Annotated in this window: 19 protein-coding genes; 9 read left to right on the forward strand and 10 right to left on the reverse strand. The window is 58.1% G+C overall.

Going from position 1 to position 17,956, the window contains the following annotated elements; genetic code table 11:
• The first annotated feature begins 62 nt into the window (after positions 1-62).
• On the forward strand, positions 63-716 hold the full coding sequence (locus EYC79_RS13830; protein WP_130978367.1) for a TetR/AcrR family transcriptional regulator: 654 nt from the start codon (positions 63-65) through the stop codon (positions 714-716).
• Positions 717-845: 129 nt separating this feature from the next.
• Here EYC79_RS13830 and EYC79_RS13835 read toward each other — a convergent pair whose 3' ends face one another.
• Complete coding sequence (locus EYC79_RS13835) at positions 846-1,373, reverse strand: GNAT family N-acetyltransferase (RefSeq protein WP_130978368.1); 528 nt, start codon at positions 1,371-1,373, stop codon at positions 846-848.
• Positions 1,374-1,548: 175 nt separating this feature from the next.
• On the opposite strand from EYC79_RS13835, the gene EYC79_RS13840 reads away from it, so the two are divergent.
• Positions 1,549-3,114, forward strand: a complete 1,566-nt coding sequence (locus EYC79_RS13840; RefSeq protein ID WP_130978369.1) for a DUF1963 domain-containing protein — start codon at positions 1,549-1,551, stop codon at positions 3,112-3,114.
• 151 nt (positions 3,115-3,265) lie between these two features.
• Here the strand turns inward: EYC79_RS13840 and EYC79_RS13845 are convergent, their stop codons facing one another.
• Positions 3,266-3,844, reverse strand: a complete 579-nt coding sequence (locus EYC79_RS13845; RefSeq protein ID WP_130978370.1) for a hypothetical protein — start codon at positions 3,842-3,844, stop codon at positions 3,266-3,268.
• Positions 3,845-4,092: 248 nt separating this feature from the next.
• Between EYC79_RS13845 and EYC79_RS13850 the strand changes: the two genes are divergently transcribed.
• Positions 4,093-5,256: a S41 family peptidase gene (locus EYC79_RS13850; protein WP_130978371.1), complete on the forward strand. Its 1,164-nt coding sequence runs from the start codon at positions 4,093-4,095 to the stop codon at positions 5,254-5,256.
• A 117-nt stretch (positions 5,257-5,373) separates the two neighbouring features.
• On the opposite strand, the gene EYC79_RS13855 is transcribed toward EYC79_RS13850, so the two are convergent.
• A complete protein-coding gene (locus EYC79_RS13855; protein WP_165457038.1) occupies positions 5,374-6,330 on the reverse strand; it encodes a LysR family transcriptional regulator in 957 nt (318 codons plus the stop codon).
• A gap of 93 nt (positions 6,331-6,423) precedes the next feature.
• Here EYC79_RS13855 and EYC79_RS13860 point away from each other — a divergent pair, with 93 nt between their 5' ends.
• Complete coding sequence (locus EYC79_RS13860) at positions 6,424-7,290, forward strand: aldo/keto reductase family oxidoreductase (protein WP_130978373.1); 867 nt, start codon at positions 6,424-6,426, stop codon at positions 7,288-7,290.
• Positions 7,291-7,341: 51 nt separating this feature from the next.
• Here EYC79_RS13860 and EYC79_RS13865 read toward each other — a convergent pair whose 3' ends face one another.
• On the reverse strand, positions 7,342-8,244 hold the full coding sequence (locus tag EYC79_RS13865) for a LysR family transcriptional regulator (protein WP_130978374.1): 903 nt from the start codon (positions 8,242-8,244) through the stop codon (positions 7,342-7,344).
• A 90-nt stretch (positions 8,245-8,334) separates the two neighbouring features.
• Here EYC79_RS13865 and EYC79_RS13870 point away from each other — a divergent pair, with 90 nt between their 5' ends.
• Together EYC79_RS13870 and EYC79_RS13875 are read left to right on the forward strand one after the other, a co-directional pair.
• Complete coding sequence (locus EYC79_RS13870; protein ID WP_116491902.1) at positions 8,335-9,351, forward strand: NADP-dependent oxidoreductase; 1,017 nt, start codon at positions 8,335-8,337, stop codon at positions 9,349-9,351.
• 72 nt (positions 9,352-9,423) lie between these two features.
• On the forward strand, positions 9,424-9,726 hold the full coding sequence (locus EYC79_RS13875) for a putative quinol monooxygenase (RefSeq protein ID WP_062598923.1): 303 nt from the start codon (positions 9,424-9,426) through the stop codon (positions 9,724-9,726).
• A gap of 57 nt (positions 9,727-9,783) precedes the next feature.
• Here the strand turns inward: EYC79_RS13875 and EYC79_RS13880 are convergent, their stop codons facing one another.
• The 5 genes from EYC79_RS13880 to EYC79_RS13900 all read right to left on the reverse strand — a co-directional run bounded on the left by EYC79_RS13880 (position 9,784) and on the right by EYC79_RS13900 (position 13,752).
• Positions 9,784-10,110, reverse strand: a complete 327-nt coding sequence (locus EYC79_RS13880) for a hypothetical protein (RefSeq protein WP_130978375.1) — start codon at positions 10,108-10,110, stop codon at positions 9,784-9,786.
• 151 nt (positions 10,111-10,261) lie between these two features.
• Positions 10,262-11,323 carry a sensor histidine kinase gene (locus EYC79_RS13885; protein WP_245495287.1) on the reverse strand — a complete coding sequence of 354 codons (1,062 nt, stop codon included), beginning with the start codon at positions 11,321-11,323 and terminating at the stop codon, positions 10,262-10,264.
• Positions 11,324-11,678: 355 nt separating this feature from the next.
• A complete protein-coding gene (locus EYC79_RS13890) occupies positions 11,679-12,497 on the reverse strand; it encodes a GGDEF domain-containing protein (RefSeq protein ID WP_112956116.1) in 819 nt (272 codons plus the stop codon).
• Positions 12,498-12,911: 414 nt separating this feature from the next.
• The gene (locus EYC79_RS13895) at positions 12,912-13,445 is read right to left on the reverse strand and encodes a hypothetical protein (RefSeq protein WP_130978376.1); all 534 of its coding nucleotides are present in this window, start codon (positions 13,443-13,445) and stop codon (positions 12,912-12,914) included.
• 85 nt (positions 13,446-13,530) lie between these two features.
• Complete coding sequence (locus tag EYC79_RS13900) at positions 13,531-13,752, reverse strand: aa3-type cytochrome c oxidase subunit IV (protein ID WP_062427815.1); 222 nt, start codon at positions 13,750-13,752, stop codon at positions 13,531-13,533.
• Between the two features lie 429 nt (positions 13,753-14,181).
• On the opposite strand from EYC79_RS13900, the gene EYC79_RS13905 reads away from it, so the two are divergent.
• From EYC79_RS13905 to EYC79_RS13915, 3 genes are read left to right on the forward strand one after another with little or no spacing between them, the layout of a single operon-like run.
• On the forward strand, positions 14,182-14,721 hold the full coding sequence (locus tag EYC79_RS13905; RefSeq protein WP_062439430.1) for a TRAP transporter small permease subunit: 540 nt from the start codon (positions 14,182-14,184) through the stop codon (positions 14,719-14,721).
• A 27-nt stretch (positions 14,722-14,748) separates the two neighbouring features.
• Positions 14,749-16,251 carry a TRAP transporter large permease gene (locus tag EYC79_RS13910; protein ID WP_113261836.1) on the forward strand — a complete coding sequence of 501 codons (1,503 nt, stop codon included), beginning with the start codon at positions 14,749-14,751 and terminating at the stop codon, positions 16,249-16,251.
• Between the two features lie 10 nt (positions 16,252-16,261).
• Positions 16,262-16,645, forward strand: coding sequence for a hypothetical protein (locus tag EYC79_RS13915; RefSeq protein WP_130978377.1), 384 nt, complete (start codon positions 16,262-16,264; stop codon positions 16,643-16,645).
• 2 nt (positions 16,646-16,647) lie between these two features.
• On the opposite strand, the gene EYC79_RS13920 is transcribed toward EYC79_RS13915, so the two are convergent.
• Positions 16,648-17,754 carry a TRAP transporter substrate-binding protein gene (locus EYC79_RS13920; protein ID WP_062439429.1) on the reverse strand — a complete coding sequence of 369 codons (1,107 nt, stop codon included), beginning with the start codon at positions 17,752-17,754 and terminating at the stop codon, positions 16,648-16,650.
• Positions 17,755-17,956 lie beyond the last annotated feature (202 nt).

A 17,956-nucleotide genomic window follows, 5' to 3' on the forward strand; every position in this document is an offset into this window, starting at 1 on the left:
TCTGAGAGATTGCGACTTGCTTCAGCACTATCGATGCCAAAGGAATGGGATGCCGATCACCGATGTTTAAGCTGTGCCACTCCAAGGCGGGAAAGAAACTGACGCGCGCCGAGCAGAAAGAGCTCCGCCCCGCGCAGATCCTGGACGCGGCCTTCACCGAATTCGTCAAGAACGGATACGCCGCAACACGGGTTGAGGACATCGCCAAACATGTCGGCGTCACCAAGGGCACCATTTATGTGTACTTCGAAACCAAGGAAATTCTCTTCGAAGCCACCATCCGCCACGCCTCGACATCCTTCGCCGACATCGTCAAGAGCGAGGACACCCGCACCGGCACGGCCTCCGAGAAGATCCGGTCGCTTCTGGGCGCACTCTACGATCATCTCGACCAAGACCGCCAGAACCGCGAAATCCTCAAGCTGATCATCGCCGAGGGCCAGAAATTCCCCGACATCGTCGCCCGGCATGAGCAATGCGTCTTCCAGCCCCTGATCGACAGGATCATCGAACTCATCAAGGAAGGTGCCGCAGCCGGCGAACTGAAAAGCGACTACATCGCCTTCCCCGAACTCGTCATCGCGCCGCTGATGACGCTCACCGTTCTGAGGATCATCTTCGAAGAAGCCATGGACATCGACATAAAGGGCTACCGCGCTGCTCACCTCGATCTGCTTCTTAACGGGCTTCTGGCGAGGAAGACCGGAGAGGGTTGAGGGCGGGTCGGCGAGCAGAGGGTCGCGATAACGAAAGATGCGCCGAAGCTGACAGGAGAACTGGCGCCGGTGCGAGAGCCGGTCAGCTTCCCTGATTTCTTCTCTAGGACTGGTTTGCGTCAATTGCAGTCACTGCTCGTCCAGCATCAGCGCCATGTTAACTGCGTCGATGAAGCGACCATCGATGAGGACGCTGCGCCTCTGAACACCTTCACGGATGAAGCCAATCTTTTCGTAGAGAGCCATAGCCCTTGTATTGTCAGCGTGCACCGACAGCTCAACGCGAATAAAACCTGAGGCTCTAGCTTGGTTTAGCGCCGCCAGCAGGAGACGTTTTCCGAGACCTCTGCCCCGGTAGGCCGGAATAATGCCCATCGCTAGACTCCCTCGATGTCTATGCGCCGGAAAGAAGTGGCGGGAAATGTCGCACCAGCCGACAACCTGATCTGCTACTGTCGCAACGAAATGGGGATTTCCCTGATTTATCATATCGAGGACGAACCTTCGCGTGTCTGGGAGCGGTAACGCCTCCATCATCGTAAGATACCTCCTTTCCCGCGCCACAAGATCGAGCGCTTGATGGAAACTATCAATGTGATCAGCGGTCGTTGCAGTCACCGCCACATGATGTAGGCTACTTCCCTCTACAGGTTCCATTTGCTTCCCATCAACGTCTCGACCTCATAGCTCAAGTTAAGAGCTTCAAGTAGCACTGGCAACGACCGCTAAGGGCCGGAACCTGTCGCGAATAGACCACGCCATTTCTGGTGGTTGCGCAAGTTTCTGATCTGGCCGAGTATCGAAGCGACTATGTCCGCGTTGGGAGTCTCATATGAAGTTGGTCGAAACGCCGGAGTTCTCCGTTGAAGCAAATCCTATGTTTGAAAATACCCGTGTCTTTGCAGGGTCAATAGGATTGCGTCGTCATCAGGAGACGGCGTTCTCACCACAGATGAGCGTGTGGTCTGCTAAGCGCGAGAGAAAATCGCCCGAAAAATGGCTCAGCGACCGCCTCAAAGATGATGGCGGCAAGATCATTGGGCGTGAAGCTGTGACCTTCGCAGGCATGCCAGGCGAGATGAGCAAAGTAAAGGATCGTTTGCAGGATTGGGAGACGAAGGAGAAACGCAACTGGTATCGGCTGCGTGCGCTTCTGGTGTCGGCCGATGGCTCTACCTGGTATCACGCCACTGCTATGGTCAGTGAGCCGGAGCTCGCCGAGATCGAGACAGATTTCAAGCGTCTGCTAGAATCGATCCGCCTCAAGCTCGAAGGCAATGCCGCGAACGAGGTAAGAGCTGCGGCGGAGGCTGAGACAGCAGCCGTCGTTGAAAAACTGAAGGACAGCATGGAAAAGGTGTCGGCCATTCGCATCCAGCAAAGCCAGGAAGAACGGCGCCTTGAAAATGCAGCAGCCTCGATGGCACCCGTGGCCGGTATCGAGGAGCGCTTCAACGCGGCGGTAGCTGACGCTGGGTTGCAGGATAAGCGTGAGGCCCTGCGACTGATCGTCATGCCGACGGTTGCCATGGTTGAATCCAATGCCGCCGACCCCGAAATGACGGGCCTGAGCCGCATCGGCGGAGGCCCTGACCTGCCCGCCGACACGGATTGGCCGCGCGACGACAACGGCTGGCACCTCAATTATCTTGCCCAGATCAATCTTGCTGACGTGCCTGATCGACCGGAAGAGCTACCGGCATCCGGGCTGATCTCCTTCTTCACGGGAACGGACTACACGGATTGGCGCGTCCTCTACACACCGGCGGACGCAACTCTCACGCCCCATACAGTTTCGGCAGACGCGATGGACACGGCAATCTCGGTATCGCAGATGATCGTCTGGGATAGCGACCTCAAGCGGTTCGTTCCAAACGGACAGGCCGTCGACGGACTATCGGTCAGCACGGACGAGGGCGGTCGCTTGACATTCAGCCGTGACGGGATACCCGTCAGGGCTTTCGCCTCTGAATACGAGTTCAGCCGCTCGGCGCAAACGCTGCGCTTCGAACGCTCGCTTAGCGCTCCCTTCGGCCAGCGTGGCCCAAACAACAACCCGAGGGCCTATGCTGATATTGGGATCGAAGACCCGTCGGATTTTTCTATCGCGGTCAGCGAGCGCTTTAAAATCGGAGATGGACCGCAGCACCAGATGTTCGGAATAACCGGCGTGCGTGATCTCGCTGCGATCCAGCAGATGGCTGCGAAACATGCAGCACAAAACGGCTGGTCTGATATCTCCGCGCCGGATGGCTGGTTCATTCTGGTCAAGCTCGCATCCGGAGGCGAAGCGGATTTCAACTTCAGTGATCACGGCGACTACGTTTTTATGATCAACCGAAATGACGCCGTTCGAGCGGACTTCTCGCGGGTCTACGCCTTCGTCGATTCTGGTTGAGTAAGAGATCGCGACATGACGCCATGGCTTCACGTCCAATCGCAACATGGAAACGACTGGTCGAACGTCGGTCTCGCGTTAACAGCGGACGATGCGCGGAAGGCGGTTTCCCTTATGCTGGGCCCCTCATCGGCGGCACGCTCGGGCACTTCTAGGGTTGACGCCCAAAAAGAATGAGTGGTTCGCCCTGCCAGGAAACAGCCACCCCGTCGTTAAGCTCGTTCACTGCGCGGTAGAGCGCAGCGAAGGGATCGGCGGAAGCACCAACACCTAGTCGTTCTCGGATAGCTTCCCTTGCCTCGCCGGGTGTCGCGACAGAATAGCCTCCGGGCTTATATGGCCACGGCTTGTTTAATGCCTCGTCCATGCCCCATTTTTGAATATAGGCAGTCCAGGCGGCACGCGCTTGCCGTAAGTCTGGCTGGCCTACAAATCTCAACGCGTCACGCCAGCTTGGTAATCCCGTGGCTATAGCGACAAACCCGTTAAAGTCGGACGCGACGACCCCAAACGATCCCTCAGAGTCGATGAGAAGAATTTTGCCGTCCGGCATCAGGTTGAACGTTCCGCCACTACCATCCATTGCAAATTGCTGAGAGCCTTCCGGGGTGATTTTATATTGGTCTCCATCGATTTCCGGCGGCTCCCCTAACTCCAATTCAAAAATTGTACTTATCTCAACCTCAAGCGCAGATGCCTTGATTTGTCGGATAATTCCACTTCTCGTCATCACTCCTCCGGAGGCCGATCCGTGCCCCAAGATCGCCGTAGCGATGACGCAGAATAGTGTCAGTGCCTGTCGTGCTCTCATGACAATCGGTATCTCTTTCTTTTCAACGCTAGCACAAGCACTGGTCTGTGGACACCATGACTGCTTCGGGCCAGTTACGGTCTCCGCTTTGCGCCAACACCAGCCGTTGACATGCAGGTCAATATAGCCACGTCATCTCAACATCGCCTATTGAGCTGAGGCTGGAGATGGCAACGCAAGACATTGATCGATCGGAAGCGCAAAGGACATTGTCAGCGTCGCGGCGCGGTGAGACCGTCGCTGGCATATATGAAGCGATCCGATCTTGCTTCGCGCACTGGGAGGCGCTTGCCAGTTTCGACTTTGAGGCTGAGTTCAAGGCCTATGTCGAAGAGGCTTTCGAGGCGCCGGATCGCCTCGGCTTCGATCTGGCCACGATGCGGTTTATCGCGAAGCTGAGGAACGGGCACACCGCATTTTCCGATGAATGGCTCTGGCAGGAGCATGGTGCGCCCATAGGACTGGACGTAACGCACGACGAGGCTGGATGGTGCGTTACCAAATCAGCCTATGATGATATTTCTCTGGGAGCTCGAATTCTCCAGATCGACGACCGGCCAATCGATGAGATGGCGTCGAGGCTTTTGGCGTTCGTGCCGGGCTCCAGCATTCGTGAGCAACGCACCCGCCTTTTCTCGAAGCCTTTCCTGTTTCCACCTTCCTTTGAAATCGTGATGGACGATGGCTCGAAGAAAAAAATCGATCGTGGCAAGGAGCTTCCCGACGGCGGTACTGCAACGACAGGTCGCTGGCTGGTGGACGGCGAGAGATACCTCTTGACCATACCAAGCTTCGCTCAACCTCACTTCGAAGCTGATGCTATCCGACTTCTGAAATCTCTCGACAACACCATTCATCTGGTGATCGATGTTCGCGGCAACTCCGGCGGCAACACACCCGACAAACTCGTCGCCGCGCTTATGCCTGATCGATATCGGTTCTGGACATATGTCACACCCGTCACGAACGCCCTTGCGCGCGCTCAAGGCAAGCCACCTTCCTTGCTGGCCGAGGAGGCCGAATGGAGACAACCGATCGAAGGAGCATTCGAAGGACCGCTGACCATCCTCATTGACAGACGCACCTTCTCAGCCGCTGAGGATTTTGTGATGCCTTTCAAGGACACCAAACGTGCCGAACTCGTCGGTGAGACAACAGGCGGAAGCAGCGGACAACCTTGCCTGCGGGACCTTGGCGATGGGATGCGGTTGTGGGTCAGCACCAAGAGGCAGATGTTTCCAAATGGCGCCCCATTCGAAGGCTTGGGGATTGAGCCCGACACTTATAGAACCTGGCCGCCCTGCGCGGATCTCACAACGTCTTCTGCGTAGCTTTTCCCCTCTAGGTATCCCAGGCTTAAGCCCGATAGTCTCCATCCAGAAAGCCCTTACGATTCCTTCCGGCGATCCCGCCAGACAGAGCAATGGAAATGACCCCGTCACCAATCTTCACAAGACTGGACCCAAACCCTTCCCCGCATCCCTGTTCATTTGCCGCACGAAATCGATAAACGCCCGCAGAGGCGCAGGCACAAGCCGGCGTCCGGAGTAATAAAGAAACGGGCCGGGAAACCGTAGCCACCATTCTTCCATCACCGGCACCAGATCGCCACGCTCGAAGTGGGGCCTCAGCCAATCCTCGAAAATGTAAGACATCCCGCAGCCGGCAATGGCGGCGTCTATGCCGAGATCGGTGCCGCCGCCGAATTGGACGATGAGGTTGCCTTTCGGATTGATGACCACCTCTTCTCCGTTCCGTTCGAATTCCCAGGGCGGAATGGCGCGCCCTGAAAACCGGCCGAGAATGCAATCATGCAAAAGCAGGTCTTGCGGGTGTTGCGGCATGCCTCTTCGTGCCAGGTAATCCGGCGATGCGCCAAGGGCAAAGCGCTGCTGGCGTGGGCCGATCGGTAAGGCGAGCATATCCTGCTCCAGCCTTTCGTCATAACGGATGCCGGCATCGCAGCCGTTCTTGATGATGTCGACGAAATTCTCATCGGTCACGATTTCCAGGCTGATGTCCGGATAGGCTGCGAGAAACGGTGGCACGATGGCAGGCAGGACCAGCTTTGCCGCACTCATCGGCACATTGAGCCGAAGCTCGCCCGAGGTGCGGCCGCGGCTGCTTTTGACCTCATTCAACGCCGAGGCCACCTCTGCGAATGCGGGTGCGGTGCGCTCCATGAGGAGACGTCCTGCATCCGTCATCAACACGCTCCTTGTGGTGCGATTGAACAGGCGTACCCCAAGCTCGTCTTCCAGCCGCTTCACCGCATCGCTCAGCGCCGAAGAACTGATGCCGCTTTCGCGCGCCGCCTGCCGAAATCCCTGGGATCGCGCCACCAGCAGAAACGCATTCAGATCCGTTAAATCCGCCACTCTTGCTCTCCCAACGCCCGTCGCCATTGTCCGCGCTGACGGACAACCTGTCCTGATTATAGCGCCTTGTCGCACATATGCCACCTGCCTATTTTCCAGCAACACAAAGGAGATAAGGCGATGAGCACGATGACAAATTCAGCAACATTCAAGCTTGGCGACCACACGGTGCGCCGTTTGGGCTATGGCGCGATGCAGCTTGCGGGCAAGGGCGTTTTCGGCCCGCCGCGCGATCGTGCGGAGGCCGTAGCCGTGTTGCGCGAAGCGGTGGAAAGCGGCGTCAACCACATCGACACCAGCGATTTCTATGGCCCGCATGTCACGAACGAAATCATCCGCGAGGCCTTGCATCCCTACGCGAGCGACCTTCTGATCGTCACCAAGGTCGGCGCGAGCAGAGGCGCGGACGCATCCTGGAAGCCGGCCTTCTCACGCGCGGAGCTGACACAGGCCGTTCATGACAATCTGCGCAATCTCGGGCTCGATGTGGTCGATGTCGTCAATCTGCGCGCCATGTTCGACGTGCACGGCCCTGCGGAAGGGTCATTGGACGAAGCGCTCGACGTGCTGGCGGATCTGAAGCAAGAGGGCCTGATCCGGCATATCGGCCTGTCCAACGTCACGGCAAAGCAGATCGAGGATGCCGGAAAGATTACCGACATCGTCTGCGTGCAGAACCAGTACAATCTTGCGCATCGCCACGACGACGCCCTGATCGACACGCTCGCCGCCCGCGGCATCGCCTATGTGCCGTTCTTCCCGCTCGGCGGCTTCTCGCCACTGCAATCCTCCGCCCTGTCCGACGTGGCCGCAAAGCTCAACGCCACGCCGATGCAGGTGGCGCTTGCCTGGCTGCTTCAGCGATCGCCGAACATTCTCCTGATCCCCGGCACCTCGTCACGCGGCCATCTGCGCGAAAACCTCGCAGCCGCGACGATCGAGCTTCCCTCTGAGGCATTGTCGGAGCTGGAGAAGGTGGCTGGCTGATATCGCCTTTAGAACGCGTAGCCCCCGCGAGTCGCGAAGGCTCCTGCCCCCTCACGACAACGCCACCAGCGCGTTCAGGAAGGCGCGCATGGCGGGGTTGGACCGTCGGCTTTCGGGCCATAGGGCCGTGATATTGTGCCGGTCCACCGCGTAATCGGAAAGAACCGGCACGAGCGCGCCACGCTTCACCCAAGCGCTGGCCATGAAACTCGTCGCCATGCCGATGCCGGCACCGGCTGAAATTGCCGCCAGCACGGCTTCGCTGGCATCGACGATGATGCCGGAGGATGGCACGATCTCCACGTCCTTCTCCCCGATGCGGAAAGGCCAGCGAAACAGCTGGCCGCTGCTTTGATAGCGCAGGCTGACGGTCTCGTGCTCCTCCAACTGGTTTGGGTGAGTCGGTGGGCTGCGCCTGGCCAGATAGTCGGGCGAGGCGTAGCAGCATAGCCGATGTGGCATCAGACGGCGGGAAAGCAGGCGTGAATCCGACAAATCGCCGATGCGGACTGCAAGGTCGAAGCCGCCTTCGATAAGATCCACCATGTGATCGCTCAAACGCAGATCGATGGTCACCTTCGGGTGGAGCGCGCGAAACTGCTGCAGCACCGGTGCGATGACATGCAGGCCGATCGGCAGGGATGCCGCAATCCGCAATGTGCCTGCTGGCTCGGTGCGCGCTGCCTTTGCCGCCTGCTCGATCTCTTCGGCGGCGTGCAGCAGCCTCAGCGCCCGATCATGCAGATCACGCCCCTCGCTCGTCAGCGTCAGAGAACGCGTCGTGCGCGCAAACAGCGAAACGCCGAGCTGCTGTTCCAGCCGCTGGATGCTTTTGCTGACCGCGGACGGTGAGATGCCCAGGGAGCGGGCGGCGGCGGTGTAGCTTCCAAGCGAACCGGCGCGCGCAAATGCGATCAGCCCCGTCAGCCGGTCAATTCCGATTTGTTCCTTCATGGCACTATTAAAGCGAATTACCGCCTGATTTTCAAATGAAACCGCTGGCCGTATCTTCCCTCACACGACGACAATCCAAGTGAGGCAATGATGAGTGAAGTAATGAAAGCCGTGCGATTGCACGAATTCGGTGGACCGGGTGTGCTCCTCTATGAGGATGCGCCACGGCCGCAGATCTCTGCGGATGAGGTGCTCGTCCGGGTCCATGCCGCAAGCATCAACCCACCGGATCTCTATTTGCGCGACGGTTATCGCGCACTTCCGCCGGACTGGCAGCCCAATCCAATCTTTCCGCTGATCCTTGGCACCGATATCTCCGGCACCGTCTCGGCGGTGGGTGAAAAGGTCTCGCAGTTCAAGGTTGGCGATGCCGTCTTCGCCATGGTCCGCTTCCCGCATGATCTGATGACCGGAAGCGGCGCCTATGCCGACTATGTCCGGGTTCCCGCGTCAGACCTGGCGCCAAAACCCGCCAGGATCGACCACATCCATGCGGCTGGCGCACCCATGTCGCTGCTGACCGCCTGGCAATTTCTGGTGAGCCTCGGGCATGATGTGCCGAACCCCTTCCAGACCTTCCCGCACGCGCCCATTCCGCTTGGCGGCAAGACGGTAGTGGTGAACGGCGCGGGCGGAGGCGTGGGGCATCTCGCAGTCCAGATCGCCAAATGGCAGGGCGCCAAGGTGATTGCCGTGGCTTCCGGCAAACACGAGGCGCTTCTCAAAGACCTCGGTGCGGATCTCTTCATCGACTACAGGAAGGCGGATGTCGAAACCGTGGTGAAGGATGTCGATCTGGTGCTCGACTTCGTGGGCGGCGCGAACATGGAACGCTTCCTCCCCTTGATCAAGCCGAATGGCGCATTGTTCCTCGTAAACCCGCTGGGCTTTTCAGGCCACGCCGAAGCCGCCCAGCGCAACATAACCGTCTCGACGACGCAGGTGCGCTCGAACGGAGCGCAGTTGGCAGAGGCTGGCCGGCTGCTCGATGATGGCACCGTTCGGGTGGTCATCGACAGCACCTATCCCCTGGCCGAGGCTGCCGCTGCGCATCGCCGTGCGTCCGAAGGCAGCATTCAGGGCAAGATCGTGCTGGTCGCCGCCTGATCATCCACTTGACCAGTCAATGCCCCGGTCGTCGCAAACACGCGGTCGGGGCACCTATGGAAGGCAATATCCATGTTGATCATAACCGGCCATATGCATGTCGATCCGGCCGATCTCGCGCCGTTCACCGCAGACCTCAAAGCATTGGCAGCCGAAACACGAAAGCGGCCAGGATGCATCAGCTATGATGCGGCCGTGGAGGATCCGCTTTTGGGGCGACTGCTGATATCGGAACGCTGGGCCGATCAGGCAGCGCTCAGCGCGCATCTGCAGGCAGCCGACACCATCGCTTTCATCCGCCGCTGGAGCGGCAAGATGCGCGGCGACATCCGAAAATACGACGCGTTCAACGAACGTGACATCATGGATGGATGACGCGCTTCATGAGATCGGTTGCTTCGGGGCTTCGCCGCTGAAGACACACTGACCGCTTCACCACACGCCGGAAATAAGCGTGAAAAACCAGGCTGCACTGCGGGGGAATCGCCCCGCAAATTTCCAGTAGCTGTTTCTGAGATATTGTACGCTTCGCCACTTCGTCGACAGCATCAGATAGTCGAAATGGGTGAAGCGCAGCACGGATCGTGCGCGATCGCGCAAGGTTTTTTCCACCTCCGTCTGGTGTCTCGCCAATGCCCGCTCGACTTGCACGCCATATGAGACCAAAGCGTCTTCCGTGGCCTGCGGTTGAGGGGCAATCAGCTCGGTTTGCACCGGCCGACAGTGAGTTGTCTGCGGCTTTGCGCCAGAAGCGGTCATGGTGACGTACCGAGGTTTAGTCTAACAAGCCAGAAATGGGCCACGGAACACAGTTTGAACAGTCAACAGTTAGTGGAGGCGTCGCGGCCGCAATCGATGACCGCCACGTATGTTAAGTTCCACGCCAATAACCTTGCTACACTCTCTCACGCTAGCCCGCAGCAAAGGGTTTGAGCTTACCCTCGAGTTCATACTCGATGCCGTCTTCATGGAAGTGGGTGGCAGCGGTACCCTCAAAATATCCCGCTACTATGCTGTTGGTCAGCCGCGATCCGAATCCCTTTCGGACCGGCGCTTTGACAGGTGGGCCACCGGTTTCTCGCCAGACGAAGCGCAACGCGCCCGCATCATTCCAATTCCAGGAAACGAAGACTTTTCCTTTGTCGCTCGATAGAGCCCCGTATTTCACCGAGTTCGTGGCTAATTCGTACACAGCCAGAGACAACCCGATTGCCTGTTGGGCGGCGAGCGTGAGGTCGGGTCCGTGGATATCGATACGTCCGGGATGATCGATGTGGGCACTCAAGGCGACGCCAATCATTTCGCGCATCGACACCTCTCTGGCATCACCGTGTAACAGGTCCTGGGCTCGACCCAACGCATTGATCCGATCGATGACGATCGTTCGTGCTTCATTGAGATCGGAGGCGTTACGCAATGTCGACGAGACGATCGCGCTTGCGACCGCGAGCGTATTCTTGAGGCGATGGATCATCTCGTTGTGCAGCGCCGCTTCCCTTTCGCGTGCGACAACCGTCGGCGTGGCGTCCGACGCGACATTGATCATTCCGACAATCTTGCCGCCGTCGTAAAGCGGGCTGTAGGAGAAGGTCCAATATGTTTGCTCGGGGAAGCCGTTCCGCGTCATGACGAGCGGAAGCTCCTCTGACCACGTGCCTTCGCCGGAAAGCGCCTGATCCACGAAGGGCTTAATGTCATTCCACACATCCCACCATATTTCTGCCGCAGGCTGTCCTAGTGCCCCTTCCTCCTTCGCTCCGAGGATCGGCGCATAGGCGTCGTTGTAAAGCAGAGTGAGGTCAGGTCCCCAGAACACGCATATCGCATGCCTTTGCCCCAGAATCAGTTCCACGACAGAGCGAAGAGCCGCTGGCCAGGTCTCCAGGGACCCTAGTGACGTCGAGGTCCAGTCGTATGCCGCAATAAGCTTGCCCATGCGGCCTTCGCCGAGCTGCGTCGCATATTGGTTCATGTCGTCGGTCCGCCTGCAACATTGAGGCTTGTCGCCTCAGATTCCAATTGATCGGTATCAAATCTCTCGAAAAGATCAAGAAGTTCAGTGATTTGATAATTGTCAGTTTCGGACGGGCGTCGTCCGCCGGTCTCAGGAACCCACGGTGTTGAAGTAGCAGTCGAGAAGGGGAAGGTGCACTCATTGCACATTTACGCCGATGTTTGCCTTGAGCTATCTTGTGCTACACCCCGACCATGATGGCGGCCTGAGAGGGCGGGTATGACGGCTTTGGGCCAATAGCAGTCACCGGAAGCATGGTCCAATCAAAAATGTGCAGCGGCTTTGCGATAGCAACACGCAATAATACAAGGCGCTACACAGCCACGCTGGCTTTCGCTTTAAAGTCCTCCGGCAGCAGGTCGCTATGGAGGATCTGATTGCGACCGGATGATTTCGCCAGATAGAGCGCCCTGTCGCAGGCGTTGAACAGATCCTCGAAGGACGCGTAGGATTCCTTATCGGCCACACCGCCCGACAGCGTGATATGAACAAGCCTGTCCTTGAGGTTCACGGGCCGGGCCGCCAGCATTTCATTGCACCGCTGTGCAAGCGTCAAACGTTTCTGGGCGGTGAGTTGAACCGCCAGAACGGCAAATTCCTCGCCGCCGATCCTGGCGACGACATGGGGTTGCGGGAAGGCAGACATCAGGTGCCGTGCCACCGTCACGATTGCATGGTCTCCGACGTCGTGGCCGAACTCGTCATTGATGCGCTTGAAGCGATCGATATCGAACAGGATGAGCGACGCATTCTCGTCCGCCTTCGCCACCTCTTCCATGAAGGCACGACGATTGAGAAGCCCAGACAGCATGTCGGTGCGGCTCAGCCGTTCGAATGTCGCGCGCGAGATGGACAGATGATGGATGGCGAGACCCACGAGATACACGATGGAAAACGTCAACGACGAGGCCACCACGGTCGATATGATCACGCCGACGGTTGCCCCCTGCCAGACGTCGTAGGGCAGCAAGCCAAATGCGTTCATCAGATGGTGGGCGACGATATTCAATATGTCGGCAACCAGCGTCACGACGATAGCCGTGCGAAGGGCAAAGGAAAGGACCTTGCTCTTCGTCTCAAAGCGGTCCGTGGCGCATGCCTGCTTTATATGGCGTTCAACAAATGCAAGCATCGACCTTCAGGTCCCTTGTTAGAGCGATAGAGCGCCGTGCGTCCCTCTGGACGCACAAAGGACGCTCTTCTTAAAATCTACGCAGCGGCTTAGCCGATGCTCTAATCGCCCCCGACCGGGTCGAACTGTTGCATGAGAGGTTTTGATATCTCATGAAGAACGAAGGTGAATGTTTGATTGAAGCCTGTGTCGACTGCCCGATGCGGCTGCACCATCAAGGCTTTGAGCCCGCAAGCTCCAGTTGCTGCATCATGATGGATGCGGCGGTCGCGATGGACGGAGGTCACCTTGCCATCCTTCATGCGAAAGAGGGTGAAAGAGCTTACAAAGCTGTCACAAGGAGGCTGCTGTGGCCGAACCACAAATCCAACGGCGAAATGTCGGCATCGCTTTCACCGTATCAGCAGGGGCGGTTCACTCCACCGGCGTCATCGTTCCCGTCGGGAACTCGACAGCGGCAAGCGGCGGATAGACCTCGCGAACGATATTGATCTGCTGGGCGTCATCGATCCTGACCAGATACCACTTTCCGCCATCGATCAGCGCCAACGTCGCGGTCTTCGCCTCGATCTTCTGGCCCTTGGTTTCCATCAGACTGCGCGAAGGCACCAGCACATAGGGGGTGCCATCGGGGGCTTGCTTGTAAGCGGCCTTGTCGACATCCATTTTGAAATCGAGAAATTTGACCGAGGCGAGCGCAATCTGCATCTGCGCCTGCATGGCGCTTCGAAGCGTTGCCATATCCACACCGGCCTTGCTGGCAATATGCTGAAGAACCTTGGGTGGGACGGACTCGGCGACGATACCGAAGTCGCCCTGCTTCAGCGCGGTTTCGAAGCGCACGATCTGCGCCTGAAGGTCAGCCTTTTCCTCGGGGGTGAATTCACGCGCCGCCGCACCCTGCCAGAAGCAGACAGCCAGACACAGCGACAGGAAAAGAGCCTTCATGACACGCGCCTCTCATCGGTCTTATGACGTTGAGTGAGATGAAGCGCGACGGATGCCGCGCTGTCGTGAATGACGGCAAAACCGCTTAGAGAATGAAGAAACCCGCAGCCGAGAGGATGATGAAAACCAGCAATCCGCCGAAGAAACCGCCCGTCGTGAAGAAACCAACGGCCATGGCGATCATCAGCATGCACACCAGCATCGTGCCGTATTTCGAAGCCAGCAGAAAATGATTGTAGGTCTTCTGATGCTCGGCAAGGTCCATCTTCGCACCGACTTCGACTGGACCGCTATGGTGTTCGCTCATGCTTGTTTCCCCTCTATTGATCTGCGCGCGCCGTCATCGTCCCATCATCCGATGGATGTCTTCCCTGATAACGAAGCAAGCGACAGAACGCTCCGCGTCAAGACCTACACAAAATTTGAAGCCGACGCAACGCGGGTAACGCGCTGTTTGCCCGGCTAAATCGCTCCGAATTCGGGCAATTTATCCCGGGCTCGCGCCGCTGGAAAACCTTGGCATTTGTCACATCGACGCCACCGGCGCGCAGGAAAGACCGGGATGGCGCATGGTCGACCTTCTTCCTAGTTGCATTTGGTAAATCCTGCCCATAACGATGGAAGCAGGGAGGATTTCTGGTGGGGGCAGCAGGCGTGGGAGGACGATTCGCCTGAGGGGTTTCCGCCATAAACATTCCTCCTCGAAAACCCGCAAAGGGATCGAAAGGGGAAAACAATGCACGCGCTTTTGAAACTGAGCCGCGCCATCGACATGTTGAGCGAGGCGCTGGGAAAATTCTCAGGCTACCTGGTTCTCATCTGCTGCCTCGTCAGCGCCGGCAACGCCATTGTGCGTTACCTGTTCAACTACAGCTCGAACGGCCTCCTGGAAATCCAGTGGTACATGTTCGGCTTCATCGTGCTCATCGGCGCGTCCTATACGCTGCGGATGAACGAGCATGTGCGCGTCGATATCATCTACGGCGCCATTGCACCGCGCACCCGCATCTGGGTGGATATCATCGGCCTCGTTCTCTTCCTGCTTCCCGCCTGCTTCTATCTCGCTTGGCTGAGCTGGCCGGTGTTCCTGCTCTCGTGGCAACAGAACGAAGTCTCCTCCAATGCCGGCGGCCTCATCCGCTGGCCGGTCAAGTTCATCATCTTTGCGGGCTTTGCCCTCCTCGTCCTTCAGGGAATATCCGAACTGGTGAAGCGCATCGGTGCGCTGAACGGGCTCTATCAGCTCGACACCAAATACGAAAAACCGCTCCAGTAACGCCGGCGCCATTTCAAGGATATTCTGATGTTCGAATACGGTATTCTTCCGCCGGCCATGTTCCTGGGCATGATCATCTTCATGCTCTACGGCTTTCCGGTCGCTTTCTCTCTTGCCACCGTCGGTCTTCTGTTCGGCGTCATCGGCATCTTCACCGAGCATTTCTCGCCCGCCTTCATGCAGGCGCTGCCGCTGCGCATCTTCGGCATCATCTCCAACGATCTACTGCTCGCCATTCCCTTCTTCACCTTCATGGGGGCAATCCTGGAACGGTGCGGCCTTGCGGAGGATTTGCTGGAGGGCACGGGCAAGCTCTTCGGCGCGATCCCGGGCGGCCTTGCCTATGCGGTCATTCTGGTTGGCGCCATTCTCGGCGCCATCACCGGCACCGTGGCAGCGTCCGTCATCACCATGGGCGTCATCTCGCTGCCGATCATGCTGAAATACGGCTATAATCCGCGCGTCGCCACGGGCGTGATTGCCGCATCCGGCACCATCACGCAGGTTATTCCGCCCTCTCTCGTTCTCATCGTTCTCGCCGACCAGCTCGGCCGCTCCGTCGGCGATATGTATCTCGGCGCCATCGGCCCGTCCTTCCTGCAGGTCGCAATCTTCATGCTCTTCATCCTCTTTCTCTCGGTCTTCCGGCCGAAGGATGTTCCCGCACTGCCGCCGGAAGCCCGTGGAGAGCTGAACCGGGCGCTGGTGCTGAAGGTGCTGGGCGGCATGATCCCGTCCATCGTGCTGATCTTCCTCGTGCTCGGCACGATCTTCCTCGGCCTCGCAACGCCGACGGAAGCCGGCGCACTTGGCGTCGTCGGTGCCATGGCGCTTGCCGCAGCCCACCGTCGCCTGACCTGGGATCTGGTCAAGCAGGGCATGCATTCCACCATGCACATCACCTCCATGGTGGTGTTCATTCTGGTCGGCGCCACCTGCTTCTCGCTGGTGTTTCAGGGCATGGATGGCTCGCTGTGGATCGAGCACATGCTGTCGGGCATTCCAGGCGGCCCGATCGGCTTTCTGATCTTCGTCAATATCTTCATCTTCTTCCTCGCCTTCTTCCTCGATTTCTTCGAGATCGCCTTCATCGTCGTCCCGATGCTGGCGCCCATCGCCCAGTCGCTCGGCATCGATCTGATCTGGTTCGGCGTGCTGCTGTGCATCAACATGCAGACGAGCTTCATGCATCCGCCCTTCGGCTTTGCGCTCTTCTACCTGCGCTCCATCGCGCCGCGCACGGTAAAGACCTCCGATATTTACATGGGCGCGATCCCCTGGCTCGGCATGCAGCTCATCCTCGTCGCCATCGTCATCTTCTGGCCGGAATCCGTCACCTACTGGCTGGACAAGACCCCGGAAGTCGATCTCAACACCATCAAGATCGAGGTCCCCGCCTTCGGCAACCAGGGCGGCAACACCATGCCCAACTTCGGCCTGCCCCCCATGGACGGCGCACCCGGCCAGGGCGGCGGCAACGGCCTGCCCGGCATGCCGAACCTCAACGAACCGCCGAAGATCAATCCCTGACGGCGAACGCTTGTTTGATCAGGATGAAAGCGTTATATTGGTGGAGTGGAAGGTAGGGTTGCACACCTACCTTCCGTTTATTTACTTCCTGAAGAATGTGAACCGGACAGTCATTGACCAGCCTGTCCGGTTTTTCTTCACGATAAACGTAATGCTCAGCGGCTTGCGCATCACATCACCTCCACAGTTGAACAGCAAGGCCTTTGCCAAGGTCGGCGTGGCCAATCCTCGCCGATATTCCGGCTGGTCTCCGAAATGTGCTGCTTCGCTGCTCAACGCTGCCGATCATAACCACGCGCCGTTACTTGTCCATAAACGCGCGAGAGCCCTGTTTAAGCTCAAACGAAAAAGCCCGGACCTTTCGATCCGGGCGTTCAATCAATCCTACGGATAACGTCAGAGCTTGCCGTTGCGCTGCTGTATCATCATGAAAGTGTCATAGGTGTACTCGGCGAGCTGCATCCACAGATAGCCTTCGCGCTTGAAGGCGACCTGGTCGTCATAGACCTTCTTGAAGTCCGGGTTGACGGCAGAGATTTCCGCGTAGACTTCGAGAGCGGCCTTGTAGCAGGCGTCCAGAATATCCTGGCTGAAGGGACGAAGCGTTGCACCTTCGGAGACGATCTGCTTGATCGCCTTCGGGTTTTTGGCGTCGTATTTCGCCAGCATGTTGGTGTTGGCGAACGAGCAGGCGTCCTGCAGCACGGCCTGATAGTTCTTTGGCAGGTCGTTCCACTTGTCCAGATTGACGAAGGAGTGGATGACCGGGCCACCTTCCCAGAAGGCCGGGTAGTAGTAATATTTTGCCACTTTCTGGAAGCCGAGCTTGTGATCGTCATAGGGGCCGACCCATTCGGCCGCGTCGATCGTGCCCTTTTCCAGCGCCGGGTAGATATCGCCGCCGGCGATCTGCTGCGGCACGACGCCGAGCTTTTCAACCACCTTGCCGGCCAGACCGGCAATGCGCATCTTCACGCCCTTGAAATCGTCGACGGTGTTGATTTCCTTGCGGAACCAGCCGCCCATCTGCACCCCGGTATTGCCGGAAATCATGCCATAGAGCTTGTGCTTGGCATAGAATTCGTTGAGCAGCGTGTTGCCATTGCCCTCATAGAACCAGGAATTGGTCAGGCGCGCATTCAGCCCGAAAGGGATCGCGGTGCCGATCGCAAAGGTCGGGTCCTTGCCGACGTAATAATAGGAGCAGGTATGGCACATTTCGACCGTGCCGGAGGAGACGGCATCCGCCGCCTGCAGGCCGGGAACGATTTCGCCAGCTGCAAACACCTGAATGTTGAAATTGCCGTCGGTCGCGTTCTTCACGTGGTTGGCGATATCCTGCGCGCCGCCAAAGATCGTATCGAGCGATTTGGGGAACGAGGAGGTCAACCTCCATGTGATCTTGGCATTTTCCTGCGCGATTGCCGGTGCCGCCAGAACCGTTGCTGCCGCAGCACCCGTGCCCGCAAGCGCACCTTTTTTGATGAATGAACGTCGATCCATATTATCCTCCCAGATACGAACCTGTCATCGTGTCGCATCCCTCCACGCACACGACATCAACTGAGAAAAGCATGGGCCATGGCAACTGACAAGCGGCCCATCGAAGAATAAATCTCATGACATGCTTGGGAGCGATAAAATTGGTCGCCCCATGGGAAAGTCGATCGTCCAAGCGGCATCGTCTTATACTTTAGACCAATAA

Origin of the sequence: Agrobacterium cavarae (assembly GCF_004310285.1) — a bacterium.
Lineage (GTDB): Bacteria > Pseudomonadota > Alphaproteobacteria > Rhizobiales > Rhizobiaceae > Agrobacterium > Agrobacterium cavarae.

Coding starts and splice junctions, on each gene's coding strand:
- EYC79_RS13830 (WP_130978367.1), top strand. CDS start 63: ATGTTTAAGCTGTGCCACTCCAAGGCGGGAAAGAAACTGACGCGCGCC.
- EYC79_RS13835 (WP_130978368.1), bottom strand. CDS start 1,373: ATGGAACCTGTAGAGGGAAGTAGCCTACATCATGTGGCGGTGACTGCA.
- EYC79_RS13840 (WP_130978369.1), top strand. CDS start 1,549: ATGAAGTTGGTCGAAACGCCGGAGTTCTCCGTTGAAGCAAATCCTATG.
- EYC79_RS13845 (WP_130978370.1), bottom strand. CDS start 3,844: ATGACGAGAAGTGGAATTATCCGACAAATCAAGGCATCTGCGCTTGAG.
- EYC79_RS13850 (WP_130978371.1), top strand. CDS start 4,093: ATGGCAACGCAAGACATTGATCGATCGGAAGCGCAAAGGACATTGTCA.
- EYC79_RS13855 (WP_165457038.1), bottom strand. CDS start 6,330: ATGGCGACGGGCGTTGGGAGAGCAAGAGTGGCGGATTTAACGGATCTG.
- EYC79_RS13860 (WP_130978373.1), top strand. CDS start 6,424: ATGAGCACGATGACAAATTCAGCAACATTCAAGCTTGGCGACCACACG.
- EYC79_RS13865 (WP_130978374.1), bottom strand. CDS start 8,244: ATGAAGGAACAAATCGGAATTGACCGGCTGACGGGGCTGATCGCATTT.
- EYC79_RS13870 (WP_116491902.1), top strand. CDS start 8,335: ATGAGTGAAGTAATGAAAGCCGTGCGATTGCACGAATTCGGTGGACCG.
- EYC79_RS13875 (WP_062598923.1), top strand. CDS start 9,424: ATGTTGATCATAACCGGCCATATGCATGTCGATCCGGCCGATCTCGCG.
- EYC79_RS13880 (WP_130978375.1), bottom strand. CDS start 10,110: ATGACCGCTTCTGGCGCAAAGCCGCAGACAACTCACTGTCGGCCGGTG.
- EYC79_RS13885 (WP_245495287.1), bottom strand. CDS start 11,323: ATGAACCAATATGCGACGCAGCTCGGCGAAGGCCGCATGGGCAAGCTT.
- EYC79_RS13890 (WP_112956116.1), bottom strand. CDS start 12,497: ATGCTTGCATTTGTTGAACGCCATATAAAGCAGGCATGCGCCACGGAC.
- EYC79_RS13895 (WP_130978376.1), bottom strand. CDS start 13,445: ATGAAGGCTCTTTTCCTGTCGCTGTGTCTGGCTGTCTGCTTCTGGCAG.
- EYC79_RS13900 (WP_062427815.1), bottom strand. CDS start 13,752: ATGAGCGAACACCATAGCGGTCCAGTCGAAGTCGGTGCGAAGATGGAC.
- EYC79_RS13905 (WP_062439430.1), top strand. CDS start 14,182: ATGCACGCGCTTTTGAAACTGAGCCGCGCCATCGACATGTTGAGCGAG.
- EYC79_RS13910 (WP_113261836.1), top strand. CDS start 14,749: ATGTTCGAATACGGTATTCTTCCGCCGGCCATGTTCCTGGGCATGATC.
- EYC79_RS13920 (WP_062439429.1), bottom strand. CDS start 17,754: ATGGATCGACGTTCATTCATCAAAAAAGGTGCGCTTGCGGGCACGGGT.